Annotated in this window: 6 protein-coding genes and 1 pseudogene; all 7 read right to left on the bottom strand. The window is 39.2% G+C overall.

Annotated features, from left to right (window positions below; translation table 11 throughout):
• Positions 1-247, bottom strand: a pseudogene (locus H4J76_RS13720) (transposase); the annotation flags it as partial.
• Between the two features lie 121 nt (positions 248-368).
• Positions 369-1,112: an MBL fold metallo-hydrolase gene (locus H4J76_RS13725; protein WP_182214123.1), complete on the bottom strand. Its 744-nt coding sequence runs from the start codon at positions 1,110-1,112 to the stop codon at positions 369-371.
• Positions 1,113-1,521: 409 nt separating this feature from the next.
• Positions 1,522-2,421, bottom strand: coding sequence for a prenyltransferase (locus H4J76_RS13730; protein ID WP_182214121.1), 900 nt, complete (start codon positions 2,419-2,421; stop codon positions 1,522-1,524).
• A gap of 192 nt (positions 2,422-2,613) precedes the next feature.
• Positions 2,614-3,513 (bottom strand): 1-acyl-sn-glycerol-3-phosphate acyltransferase, encoded by a 900-nt coding sequence (locus H4J76_RS13735; protein WP_182214119.1) that lies wholly within the window; start codon positions 3,511-3,513, stop codon positions 2,614-2,616.
• A gap of 598 nt (positions 3,514-4,111) precedes the next feature.
• The gene (pulA, locus tag H4J76_RS13740; protein ID WP_182214117.1) at positions 4,112-6,919 is read right to left on the bottom strand and encodes a pullulanase-type alpha-1,6-glucosidase; all 2,808 of its coding nucleotides are present in this window, start codon (positions 6,917-6,919) and stop codon (positions 4,112-4,114) included.
• Positions 6,920-7,131: 212 nt separating this feature from the next.
• The gene (locus H4J76_RS13745; RefSeq protein WP_182230805.1) at positions 7,132-11,322 is read right to left on the bottom strand and encodes an alpha-1,6-glucosidase domain-containing protein; all 4,191 of its coding nucleotides are present in this window, start codon (positions 11,320-11,322) and stop codon (positions 7,132-7,134) included.
• 273 nt (positions 11,323-11,595) lie between these two features.
• Positions 11,596-13,734 (bottom strand): pullulanase-associated domain-containing protein, encoded by a 2,139-nt coding sequence (locus H4J76_RS13750; RefSeq protein WP_182230806.1) that lies wholly within the window; start codon positions 13,732-13,734, stop codon positions 11,596-11,598.
• Between the last annotated feature and the right edge of the window lie 544 nt (positions 13,735-14,278).

The following is a 14,278-nucleotide window of genomic DNA, read 5'->3' on the forward strand; positions in this document are numbered from 1 at the left end:
CTTTTTCACTATCAACATGAAGGACTAAATGTAAGTGATTATTCATGACAGCGTGAGCACAAATATCAATAGCAAACACCTGAGATAATGTAAAAATGCGTTGTTCAATCCAATGACGCCTGTGCGCATAACTGACACCGGTTTCTTTATCAACACCACATAAAAAGGCTTTTCGAACGGTTTGACTGCAAATATGATAATACGGCGTATCAGGTAAACTGATTTGTTGTGAACGAGGCTTAGGCATGACAATCACCACACTTATAAGAGGGTAAACTAAGTGTAGTTTATTGTTGGAAAATTGAACGGTTTATTATGGGTGGCTTAATTGGGGATATTTCTGTGTGACTAAATAATACCTTATAAAGCTATGTAAATATTTTTCGCAGTTTAGCTTTAACAGAGCGCCAATGAGTTAAAGGTAAATCTGGAGCTTTGGACAAGAGGTGTTGGTAGTCATCATCGCTAAGTTGAACCTCACCGCCATGCGCAAGCAAAATGGATTTAGGTTGAAGATTATGTAATTTAGTCAGTGAGCTTTTATAGCGATTGGGATAAAAAACGGGAAAAGGCGGAATAAATCGTCCTTTTACTTCCACCATTAGATCAGCTACATAAATAAGTTGACTTGGTTGGTGTAGCAAAGAGATATCTCTGTCGGTATGCCCTTGAGTATAAATGACTTGCCATTCAGCAAAGCCGGGTAAAACTTCACCATCATTTATTTTTATGTCGGGCTTTAATTTGGAGGAGTACCAAAGGTTTTTTGCTGGTTTATTTTTACGTTTCGCAACCCAGCGAGTTAATGCCATATCGGTCAAGTGCATTAATAATCCGTCTACACCTGTGTACCAATGCCCAGAAACATTAGCAATGGCAATTTTACAACCAGTTTTTTTTCTCAATACATGAGCTGCTCCAGCATGATCTGGATGCATATGTGTGACGACTATGAGTTTAAGGTCCGAAAATGGACGTTGTAATTCTTCTGTTATAAAAGTCTGAATGGTTTCGACATCTGCACGGCAGCAACCATCGAGTAACAATAATTTTTCAGAATATTCTACGAGGTAAATAGATTGAATATAGCCTTCAATTTGGTGCAATTTCATTTTATAAAGATCATTAGTTTTTTGTTGTTTACTTATAACAAGCTTGATCCATAAATTCAAACGCTCGTTTTAATCTTTATTTAATGCCACGGCACAAATACAGTCATCCCAATGCAACATAGTGACGCCGGCAATGGTGGCATTTTGCCAGTCAGGTTATTCGATTAATTGGTAATATTTATAGTCAAACAATGCGTCTTTTTATCTGTGGGGAAAGTCCGCTGCCGTATCAGATAAGACAGTTTTGGTACTGATTAGGGTGTTAGGAAAGGTCTTTTTTTGGCAACTACTGCCCTTAGAGTTATATTTTAGAAGTTAGCTATTTCAGCGTTTGATTAAATTTTTTGAAAGGTATATTCGGTGCTTAAACGTAATAACTTCAGTTTCCAACGTTATTCAACTTCTACAATTAGTTAAGGAAAACGGTGATTGCTATCGTTAATGGTGTCAGTAATGCACAACTAACATTGTAAGCAAGGTATATAGGGTGTTGACCAATGTTTTCTTTAAATTTTATTGCACCATATAAAGCGACAAAGGCCAATGCCAGTGGAATAAACGCCATTGCACTTAGTGTTGGTAATAGCTTTTGGCTAATAAAAAAGCCAAGTAATAACGTTGAGAACACCGAAAAGATGAAAAAAATGGTGTTGCTTGCTTTTATGCCAAAGGCAATAGGAAAATGATTTCGACCAATACTTTTATCAGCATCAATATCAGGATATTGGTTTAAAAGTAATAAGTTGTTAATAAGAAAAAAAGGGATCAAACCTATTAGCCAAGGTGTTGTTGAAAAATGGCCAGATAAAATAACTTGGGTACCTGCCACCATCAGTAAACCAAAACAAAGACCAGGGGCAACTAAACAGATAATGGGCCATTTATTAATCCACTTTGTGTAACTAATAATAATGGCTAATCCAAGTAATCCCATCGGCACTAAGGCAATTACTGCTACGCCATAAAGGGTGACGAAATAAACACCAATCAGAAAGGTTAAAAGGGTTGTGACAATCGCGGCTCTTTTTACCCCAGGAAGTAACTCTGGATGCTGAGATAATAAACCGCTACCACCGCTAAAGGGGGTTCTAATTGTTTTCAGATCTAATCCGCTGACGTAGTCTTGATATTCATTAATGGTATTAACCGCAATGTGCGCAGAGATCGCCCCTAAAAAGGCAATGGCTAATACGGCATAATCAACCGCACTTTGTTCCATATAACTAATACTAGCACCCAGAAAAACACAAATAGGGGCTAATATTAAGAAAGGTAGGCGAAATGAAGGAATAATAGCGGTTAGTGTCATGTTTATTTATTATCCTTTATCTAGATAGTAAAATATTAGCGAAAAGTCTTTTATGTTCAAAGTTATTGGCGTTGAAGGCGTTATCAAGCCTTCAACGTGTTACTAAACCAAATTAACGTAACTAATAAGACTTAATAACGACAGGCATTAATTTTTAGATGGTTGGTAATAAGCACTCTTCGTAGTCATCGTTTATCCGTTAGGTATAACAAGTGAGTCATCTTGCGAATACAAATGTAAATAACAGCCTTTGCCCGCTAGAGTTAACCGGTAGGTAATTTCAGCTCTTTCTAAAAATCCTTGTTCAACAAGCCCGTTATCAATTAAAAAATCGAACATTGTATTCGACAGTTCACCCATTTTTGCTTTTGCACTTATTTCCATTTTAGTCGCAACACCTTTAATAGAGTTAATGGCGTAAAGTGCACGAATAATTGCCGCTTCTTTATCACCTATGCTTGGCATGGCTCCTTGATAAGGGGGAAATTGTTTGGTGGGATATTTTCCATAAACACTTTTATAAGAGGCTTGCATCGCTTGAATATCATCGTCTTTATTATTGGTCAGTTTAAAGATGTGAAAAACACCTGTTTCTTTACTGAGGTAATCGACTTTGGCTAAAAAAATGGGTAATCCACATCCTTGAGCAACATGGTAAAAGCCTGTTTTCCATTTTGCTACTCCACCTCTTGTACCTTCTGGAGTAAATAAGAAAAATACTCGTTTACCTTTTTGTGTTTCAATAAATTGCTTGATTTGTTCAACTTGCCCTAAGCCTGTAGATGAACGATCAATAGGCATAGCGCCAAGGTACATCAACCAACGACCTAAAAGAGGTATGCGGCACATGCTGTCTTTAATAGAAAAATATATTTTCACATCTTGCAATATCGCAGCGCCAAGCGCATAAACAAAATCCCAATTCGATGTGTGCGGTGCTGCAATAGTAATACCAGCACCTTCGGGAGTGGCTGTGCATAATTTCCAGCCCGAAATTTTAAACCAAAAACTAAAAACGAATTTTAAAATGTATTTACTAAAAATACCGTCAAAGATTGTTTTTTCACGGATACGAAGATTTTTTCTGGCCATAGTCATATAGTATTTAATGAGTAGTTAATATTTAATAATAGCATATTATACAGTTTATTTGACGCGATAGATCAATATATGAGGTGGTAGTTTTATTCATCAAAATACCGCTAAAATACTGTTTTAGGTTACAGTAAAAGATAGTATTTCCTTGTGTTCACCATCTGTTCAAAAGAAAACTTATCGTAAATTAATATCGTAAATAAATTGTTATTAAGTCGACGTGTTTTTTACGATGAGTATAACGAGCAGATAGTGCGACAAGTTATAAGGGCTAAACCGCACAAAAAATAAAATAGATAAACCGATAAACATCCAAGTTGATAATTTCAATTTTTACTTCTTCTAAAGTCATCTCATCGCGTTCATCGGCTAAGATTGGAGTAGCCACAGTAGCCACACTTGCTACAACATCAGCCACATTTATTAGGTCATATTTAAATTTTGACTCAAGGCTCACTACATTTAAAGTTTATTGTTGATATACACTGAGAGGGTTGCTCTAGGCGGGATTTTTTTAAGGCGAGAAGTAGGGCTAGTAAGACTTTACTTTATGATTAAGTAAATAAAATCATTACTAGCCGCTAACGATAGCGCACTATTGCTCTTTGATAAAAACACTGGTGGTTAGTGCTGGAACAAAAAAGCTGTTTTCATCGCTACTACTCTCTTTAACAACACTATCAACGCCCTGTTGTTGAATAGGGTGCAATTGATATTGTGCTGCCTCTTTAAAAGGGATTGTTTTAGCGGTGGTGCTAGTATTAAAAATAACAACGAGCGCTGATATCTCAGCATCTACTTTCTGATATTTTTCGGCATCATCGATGCTCATCACAATTAAGCCAATTTGTTGTGCTTTACCGGTATTGTGAAATTTTACACGCTCTATTATTTGTTCACTGTTGGTAAGACGAAAAAGGGGGGTACTCATGCGCAGACTAATAAACTCTTTAAACACTTCTGCACTAAACTCGATGTCAGTTGGGCTAACAATATCTCGCCCTTCATTTTTTGCTAGAACTTTTTTAATCAGTGGCCAGTTTGCTTGGTCTTTATCTGCTGGCGGTAAACCAACATTATAATTATTGCTTTGCTTGGTAAAATCGACTTTATTAAACCAATCACCATAGTCGTAACTGTCGCGTAAAAATGACTTCGAACGTAAAAACTCTGATCCCATATGTAAGAATGGAATGCCCTGTGCGAATATAGCAAAGGACAGTGATTGTAAGTGAATACGTACGCGATCTTTTGTTGAGGTATTAAAAGGTAAGCGGTATTGATTATTGTCCCATAATGTTTGGTTATCGTGCTTAGATACATAGTTAATGGTATCGGCAGGGTCTAGTGCATAACCGGTTGGTTGGTCACCATAAGGAATTTCTTTACCGGTAACGTGTTTATCTTGAGCATTTTTAAGAGGGAAGTTAGCTAAATTAGCGGCTAAACCAATACGTAATTGATCTGCGGCGAGTAGATAAGCTTTTCTTGATTCGACTCGATCCACTAATTCATTAGGCATAGTGCTTAAACCACTGCCGATACCTTGGCTTTTACGAATATCATCGCCACTGGCGCTAAAGGCTCCACCGCGAACTGCATCGCGTAAACGGTCGGTAAAGGTACCGATTTCTGTGCCAGCCAATGCTAATTGGCTAGCTTGCGTAAAGCGCTGATTATTCGCTACCTCACCAAAATTCCAACCTTCGCCATAAAAGTAGGTGTCTTTATCAACCGCTTGTACTGCTTTTTTGGCTTTAAGCATCGCTGATTTGGGTTGGTGTGCCATAAGGTCGAAGCGAAAGCCGTCAATTTTGTAGTCTCTTGCCCAAACAACTAATGAGTCTGTCATTAACTTTTCCATCATGACATTTTCTGTGGCAGTGTTATCACAACAGGTTGATTGTGCGATTTTTCCGCTGATAGGGTCAAGACGATGATAATAATTAGGGACAATTTTATCAAGCACAGCCGTTGGCGCTAGCCCTGCTTGATGAGTATGGTTATAAACGACATCCATGATGACGCGAAAGCCTAGATTATGAATACTTTGTACCATTTGACGAAATTCAATAATACGTGCTGAGCCTTCAGGGTTTTGAGCGTAACTGCCCTCTGGAACAGTATAATGGAAAGGATCGTAGCCCCAATTGTAATTATCAATTTCTCTAAGAGAACTGACTATCGCTTGGCGCTCCTGTGTTGCAGAGGGAAGTGTTTCTAAATATTCTTGTATCGTCATTTCTTGGTCTTCGAGCCGACAAAGCTTATGTTCGGGCACGAGTTGGCAAAGTTTGCTAATAGGATTATTTAGATCAATAACTTGTGTGTCATTTTCGTTAGCGGTACCAATATCAAAGGTGGGCAGTAGATGAATATTGTTAATACCTGCTTTTTGTAGATCCTTAAAGTGTTTAATGCCAGCGCTATTTTTTTCGCTGAAAGCGGCGTACTTTCCACGAACAGCAGGTGATGAAAGTTGCGGATCGTGGGCACTAAAATCACGAATGTGGGTTTCATAAAAAATATTATCTTCAGGGTTCTTAATTAAAACATCTTGCTGTAATTCCCAGCCATTAGGTTTGTTTTTTGAGTCGTCTAAATTGATAACATGTGAATATTCACTATTTGTTGAAAGGCTTAAGGAATAGGGATCTGTGGTGGTTAATGTTTCAATTTTATCGCTAGCCGGGTGATATATTGTCAGCTGATATTGGTAGTAGACTTCTTGTTGAGTATTAATAACTGCACCAGACCAAATACCGGTATTGCTATCTTCTTTAAGTGGCACAACATGCGTCGCTTGCTTGTCTTTATTAAACGCTAATAAGGTTACCTGTTTTGCGGTCGGTGCCCACAGTGCAAACTCAATAGAATCTTTACTGAGAGTGGCCCCTAAATTATTTAGCTCATTAGCGTCGTTACTTTGTGAGGTAAACAAAACATCCAATAATTGAGCTGTTTGTACCTGTGCTGTGTGTTTTGAATTTGTGCCCTTGCTTGCAGAACTGACATATATTTTATTTTTCAGTGCTTTTTTAATCTTATTAGTAGCCAGCTTTACCTCAAATACATTAAATGAACGTAAATGTTTGGGGATAAGCAGACGATTTATTTCTCCTGTGAAGGGCGTAAGTGTGGCTTTTTCAATATGTCCGCCATCATCAAAAGTTAACGTATGTTGTTGATGTAAATTATCTTCAGGTAATAAAAGCAGTTCTGGGGTCAGCCAATGTGCAGAAAAGTCTTGGCTTACTAAAGGAGAAACTGCTGCTGACTTTACGCTCGTTTCTGTAAGCTGGGTTCTTGTTGGTATACTTTGATCATGCTGACATGAGCTTAGACATGTCGTTGTGATAATGATTAGGCTTAATTGTCGAAAACGAGCTAAAGAAATACGCATAAGGATAAATAACAAAGTAAATTAATGATGTTAATAAGTTACGCATTTATCAGCAATATAAACAGTTTATTCTAATTTTTACATACGTATTCAGCCAATCTGCTGACAAGTTATTTCCCCATAAAAAAGCGCCAAGAATATTCATCCTCAGCGCTTTCTATAGTGTTAGCCCAGCTTAAGTACTTAAGCTGTTCGATTAACTTACCTGATGACTATGGCTGACATTCTTGTATCGCTAAACGGCCAACATTATAGCCTTTACTTGGGTTTGCGCTGTCGAGTGTTAGTAAAAAGCTGTATGAGCCTGCCGCCAGTGTCGTATTGTTATTGGCGTCGCCAGCGTTATTATAAGCAACAGGGTAATTGATACCTAAGGCTAAATTCTCCCCTTCAATATCGTTACTATCGTTTTCTTGTACCCACAATTGTGTGGTCCAACTGCCGTCATCTGAAGCCAGTTTAAATTGCATTGCCCCGTCAAATTCAGCTACGGCTTGATACTGGTTATTGCCTTTGTAATGTAATCGAAACTCTTCAGTGGCATTCCACGCTGAATGATCGCCACGAACAAAGAGTTGGCCACTACCATTAATATCAAAAGGAATGTCGTCGCTTGAATCAACTAAAGCAGCACAATCTACTGTGGTGTTTTTGGTCACAATCGTTAAGATTGGCGTCGATGTGCTGGCATTTAAGCTAAAGTTATAATTACCAGCAGTCGTGGTGGTTATTTCTATATTACCACTGTTATCGGCCGATGCTGTTATTGAGTTATCAGTGAAGGTGACATCACTAAAGGCGAGGTTTACAGCCGCCCAATCATCAGAACCCACTTTAAAAATATGCGTGCCAACCGCCAAGGTGAAATCAATCACATAGTCGCCGTTCCCTTGATAAGTAAACATATCGATTGCTGTTAAACCGTCGTCACCCCAATTATTCATTGACCCACGTAGGTAAATACTTGTCTCGCCATAAGGTGCGGGGTCAGGCGCATTTAAGGTCGCATCAGCTGCTAAACCAACGCCTTGTGCCATTGCTTGTGGTTTTACAAAGACTGCAGTAGTTAACGCAGGTACAGTGAAGGTGCCTTTTCCTGAAGCCTCAACAAATGATGCTGTTTGAACATTAGTATCGGCAGAGCTTTGTTGTACGCTGTGCAACTCAAAGCCGGTCGCAGTTAAAATACTTTGTGATTGCGCGGATGCAGTGCCGTTTATCACCACAACAAGTGCATCAATATTCTCATCAAGGTCAGTTAGACCGTTACCATCATCAATACTCATCACAATTAAGCCCTGAGTCTGTTCGCTACCGGTATTATGAAAACCTAAACGTGCACTAATATCAGCTTGCGTGGTTAACCTAAACAAAGGGCTTGAGGCGCGAATACTCAAAAACTCTTTAAATATATTTGATGAGAATTCAATATCACTGGCTTGTGGCGCTGTTTCGCTATTATTGATCAGTGCTGTCATCAACGACCATTTACTTTCATTGTCTTGCGCAAGTGGCAAGCCGACATTCCAGTTATTGGTACTCATAGTGAAATCAACTCTATTGAACCAGTCACCGGCATCATAAGTGTTTCGGTCCATTGATTTTGAGCGCAGTAAATCACCACCCAGTTGGAAAAACGGAATACCTTGACTGATTAACGGCAAAGTCCCAGCAATATTTTGTATGCGCACGCGATCATTAAGACTAACTTCGGTTTCAATGCCATATTGCAGTTGATCCCATAAGGTTTCATTATCATGTTTTGAGACATAGTTAATGATGTCGGCAGGGTCTTTTCCGTAAGAAGGTTTACTAAATGTACTACCCGCTTTGATGTTGTCATTCTTATCTTGTAGTTGATAATCTTTTTGGGTACCAGCAAGTCCTAAGCGAATAATGTCTTGGTCATTTAAACTACCAGTACTTTTAAATAAAGAGGCACTGCGAATAATGTCGCGAGGTCGATCGTTAAACGTACCGATTTGCGAACCCGTCATATTATTTTGATCCGCTTGTTGATAGCCTTTATCATCACGCGTCCAACCTTCACCGTAGAAATAGTTGTCGGTGTCTATTGCTTGTACAGCGGTGCGAGCACTTAAAATCGATGCTTTTGAATTATTACTCATGATGTCAAAACGAAAGCCATCAAACTTATAGGCTTGTGACCAAGTAAGTAATGAGTCTTGCATGAGTTTATGCATCATTTCATGTTCAGGCGCGGTATCTTGGCAACAAGTTGCTGTTTCAACATTACCTGAGGTTAAATCACGGCGGTGATAGTAACCGGGTACTACTTTATCAAGCACTGAGTTTTCCCATAAACCCGAAGAGTTAGTGTGGTTGTAAACAACATCTAAAACAACACGTAAGCCCATTTCGTGCAAAGCTTGGTTCATCGCACGCATTTCAGTTATGCGAGCGACACCGTCAGGATTTGATGAATAACTACCATCGGGCGTTGTGAAGTGTTCAGGATCATAACCCCAATTAAAGCTGTCTAAGCCTCGCAATGATTCGGCAAGCGCTTGTGCAGCTGTGCTGGTCGGGTCGTAACTGGCGAATACCTCGGCTAATGTATCACTAGCATTTTCAACACCACAAACAGGCGCGTCACTTTTCTTAGCACATAATTCGCTGACGGTATTATCAAGGTTAATACGATTAACGGCATCTTCATTTATGCTGGCAATATCGTTGGCGGGTAATAGTTGAAAGTGTGTTAAGCCTGCGTCAGCAAGAGATTTTAAATGTGTTACGGGTACAGAGGTTTCTTCGGTAAAGGCAAGGTAGTTACCTCGGTTTTCTACACGGGTGCTGGCGTCTAAAATACTAAAGTCACGTATGTGGCCTTCATATATAACACTGTCTTCAGGGTTAACAACTTCAGGAACGGTGTGACTGTCCCATCCGATGGGTTTTAAATCACTATCAGCTAAATTAACAAACTGAGAAAAATCGCCATTGGTTGATAAAGAAACCGAGTAAGGGTCTGTGGCTTCAATTGTTTCAATACGCTGATTTTGTTGATGATAAACAGTTAACTCATAGCGATAAAATAAGCGGTCTACTGTGTTTGGCGCGGTAAATGACCAAATACCTGTTGCTGCGTCAAGGGACATCGCATGGCTTGACTGTAAAGCTTTACTTGCGTTGTACACCTTAAGGGTAACTTGCTGTGCTGTCGGTGCCCAAAGTTTAGCGCTTATCTCGCTAGCACTGTAAATAATACCTAAATCTGCTTCGTTAGCATCGTTATTTGCTGAGGTATATAAAGCGTCTAAGATACGGGGTGTTTGTAGGTAAGTTGCGGCGATAAGTGAATCGTCACTCGCATATGAAATTGCCAATAATTTACCGCTAAGCATTGATTTGGCTTTACTTACCGATGCTGATGTTGCGGTAAATGCTGCTAAATCTTTATAGCGAGGCATATTAAGTGAAATCGCAGGGTGTTCGCCACCAGCTGCGGGTAGGTACTCAAGGTAGTTATCTCCAGAAATACCGTTTTCACCATCAAAAGCTAAGTCGTCAGTGGCTGAACTATAAATGCGTACTTTAGCTACGTTGGTACCGGCGTTCCAAAAAACGGTATTTTCATTGGCCCAGTGCGCAGCAACATCGTTAATTAATATGCCTGTTGGAAGTAAGGTCGCCTGGGTATATACATCACTGATACCTGATAGTGTCCAAGTCATGCGATCGCCGCTTAAATCAGCTTGATGGTCGATGCCACCTAAGTCTTTATCATCACCTTTATGAACAATAAAGTTAGCACAATCGCCATAACCTGCTTTTAAATCGATAAGCCAGTAAGCGCCGTAATTTGGATCTAGCCCTGTTTGTGCTTGCCCCGTTGCCCAGTCAGTATCGGCGTTGGCATAAGCGTCACAAGTCTCGTTGTTCCATAAATGTATGATCCAATCGCTGTAAGTTGCGTCCGCACGGTTATAGAAAATGACTAATTCGTTATCACCTGCAGTAACTATTGGCGCTGGTAATCCCGCTGTAGCAATATCAAAGGTCAGGCTAGCAGTAGCACTAGCATTACTCGGGTCGGTAACAGTCAAGCTTGCCTGATAGTTTCCTGCGCCTGATGAGGTCACGGTTGTTGAAGTATTGTTTGCACAATCAGCGATGGTCACTGTTGTAAAGCCATTGCCTGGAGATAATTGACAAGATAATGCATCGCCGTCACTATCGGTAACAGACCATGAATAAACGATTTCCTTAGGTGATGATTCAATAATTTCATGGCTGAAATTCGTCATAGTTGGCGCATTGTTCACCTTGTCAGGTATATTAACTTTATCACCACCATCACTGCCTCCACCGCCACAAGCACTTAATGCGGTGGTAACCGTTGCTATAAGGGCAACCTTTTTAAATTGAATTATTGTCATCTTATCACTCTTAGGTTTATGCAATATTTATCTGTTGCACATTTGAGCTACGCTAGATAAATATTATTTTTAATTATTCCTTCATACTAAAGAGTAGACTGGTTAATGAATAGCCATTACATACGTATTCAAGACAGATTAATGACCTTTTATTTACTGTTTAGCCACGTTTTGTTGACGATTGATAAGGGAATTATAGGCATAAAAAAACCGTGATAAATCACGGTTTTTACAATGAGATGCATTTACTACATCAATAGTAAATTTATTTGATTAGTTGGTTTTCTCAGTAATCGTTAACATAGGTCTTGATGGGTTAATTGCGTTCAATGTAAAGACATAAGTCGCTTCTTTAGTTACATCAAAAGTAATATCAGCACCGGGTAATGTTAAGGTTTTTGCTTCACCGGCGGTTAAGATATTATCATCAACAACACCGCCAACCGTAGAGTCTTCTTCCCAATCAGCAGAGGCAATTTTAAAATTATAGCTACGAACGGGTAATAACGTTTCTATTGTATAAATACCTGCAGCATAAGTTAGTATATAAGCCTCTTCGGTAGCCCATCCATTCATGTCGCCTTTAAGGTACATAGTACGTTCTTGGTAAGGGGCAGGCGCTTCGGTTACTGTTAATTTAGGCGCGGTGAAATCAGTCGCATCTAAAGTGAAGGTTAATATTTTATTTTCAGTCACTTCAATGGCAATATTATCTTCACCCGGCAAGGTTAATAATTTTTCTTCACCGATAACAACATCACCTTCGCCAGCAAAAGCACCCATAGTAGAATCGTTTTCCCAGCCATCTGACGCTATTTTAAAGCCATACTTTTTAGTGTTATCAATCAATGCATTTACCACGTAAGTGGTGTCGGTAAGTGCAAAGTCAAAGTTAGGTGTAGTTGACCAATCGTTCATGTCACCTTTTAAATACAAAGTGCGACCTGAATAAGGTACTGCATTCTCAATCGTTAATATTGGGGCACCTTTATTGGTGGCATCAAGTATAAATCGATAAGTACCCGCTGCAGCGGCAGTGAAATTAATGTTTTGAGCAACATCTTCACCAAAAACTAATGTGGTGGCGGTATCAAGTGGCACAACGGCACCTTCGGTAGCAATACCGAAATTAGTCGCATCAGTCCAATTAGCATCAGCCACTTTAAAGGCATAATCTTGCATTTCTAATGGATGTAAAGAGGTGTAGATATTTTCACCCTTATATACCATAGGAAGGGCATTAGCCCATTCGTTCATGTCGCCTTTAACATAAAGTACTTTGTCATAAGCAACTTCAATAACGGTTAACGTTGGTGCTTCAGTATCTGAAATATCTAAAATGAACTGGTAGTTACCGTTGTTAGGAATGGTAAGGCTAATGTTTTTACCTAGCTCTTCACTGGCAATCAATGTTTTACTTTCGCCAAGAACGACTGTTTCATCACCTTCACTTGCGCCAAAGGCATTGATAACATTCCAATCTGCATCAGCAACTTTGAAATTATAAGCTGTCGCTGAGCCCGTAACGGCTAGTGCCATCGTGTAGACACCTTCAGAGTAAAAAAATTTATTGCTGTCGTCTGTGGTTTCCCAGTCAATGAGGCCGCGTAAATAAAGTTCAGCTGCGCCATCAACAATAGTTGGCACTGCATCTGGGTCGGTTACACACTCGTCACCCGCTTCATTAGCTATAAGTGGCGCTTCACACTCTAAAGGTGCCGGTGTTGAGCCACCAGGAACAACTAAAGAGGCAAACGTTCTTGGGAACGGAAAGATAGTGGTTTCTTTTTCTAGTAAGAATAATTCACCGGTATTAACTGTGCTTATATCAACAAGAATATCATCTTCACCTGAAAATTTAACTGAACCAATAGCATCGTAAACAATAAAGTTAATACAATTAGGTGGATCGATAGTATTCATTACCCAATAGGCGCCAAAATTATCATCAATACCTGTCCATGCTAATGAAGAGCCCCAAGGTGTGGTCCCTTCAGGACGATCAAAATCTGCATAGGAGTTACAGTCAGCGTTATTCCAAGCGTGCAAACCGGCAAGGTTATAATCTATCGCGCTGCCATCAGTTGGTGTTTCAAATTGAAAGTAAATAACTAATTCGTTTGCCGCTGGTGTGTAAGCTGGTACGGGCATAGTGATACCGTTAGAGCCATCAATCCATGCCTCTTTGCTCATTTCACAAAGTTGAGTGTCAGGGTTGGCAACTTCAGGGTAATTACAGGGGGTAATTACTAATTCACATGCATTACCTGTTTCGTTAATTGTTTCTGGTGACTTACACCAAAGAGGGGATTCAGTAACAGCATTACTTTCATCACTTCCTCCACAGCCTGCTAATACACTAACCAATACGGCTAACGTAGCAAACGATAATTGTTTCATATAACCAGTCATAAATGACATCTCCACTTAAATGTTGATAAGGTGCTAAGCCGTTATTTATATAGCAAACTTAGTACGTTGTTTTTATTTTAATAATTGTTATTGCTTTATATTGTTACTGTCACGTAATCAAAAAACGGTCTTAATCATCCATTAAAAAGTAGCTTCAGGTTATGTTGAATCTAATTTCATCATCCTTTCACTGGGGAACGATGTTATGCCGCGTTGACTATAAAACCTAATGCTGATGTTATGAATACGTATTCAAAGACCTACAGTAATCTGCTTTTATTCTTACTTTAATTTTTTAAGGTTATGTAATAAAAGGAAATAACGAGTTTACTTGCTTTCTAGAACCATCTTATTACTAAAGTTCGCTGATGGGTAATCGGTTGTAACTGTGCAAAAAATGATTACTATGAAGTTGTCACCGTAAATCTTGAAACATAAATAGATAGGGAATATCTCATAAAAATAATTGACTCCAACTCGCTGTGCGTTATCAACCATAGTGCAAGTGTAAGTAGGGGCTTCTCGATAATACATATTATTAGGA

This window comes from Colwellia sp. BRX9-1 (genome assembly GCF_014077195.1).
Taxonomy (GTDB): Bacteria; Pseudomonadota; Gammaproteobacteria; order Enterobacterales; family Alteromonadaceae; genus Colwellia_A.

Excerpts from the sequence above, each read along its gene's own strand:
- H4J76_RS13725 (WP_182214123.1), bottom strand. The coding sequence starts at position 1,112 with ATGAAATTGCACCAAATTGAAGGCTATATTCAATCTATTTACCTCGTA.
- H4J76_RS13730 (WP_182214121.1), bottom strand. The coding sequence starts at position 2,421 with ATGACACTAACCGCTATTATTCCTTCATTTCGCCTACCTTTCTTAATA.
- H4J76_RS13735 (WP_182214119.1), bottom strand. The coding sequence starts at position 3,513 with ATGGCCAGAAAAAATCTTCGTATCCGTGAAAAAACAATCTTTGACGGT.
- pulA (WP_182214117.1), bottom strand. The coding sequence starts at position 6,919 with ATGCGTATTTCTTTAGCTCGTTTTCGACAATTAAGCCTAATCATTATC.
- H4J76_RS13745 (WP_182230805.1), bottom strand. The coding sequence starts at position 11,322 with ATGACAATAATTCAATTTAAAAAGGTTGCCCTTATAGCAACGGTTACC.
- H4J76_RS13750 (WP_182230806.1), bottom strand. The coding sequence starts at position 13,734 with ATGACTGGTTATATGAAACAATTATCGTTTGCTACGTTAGCCGTATTG.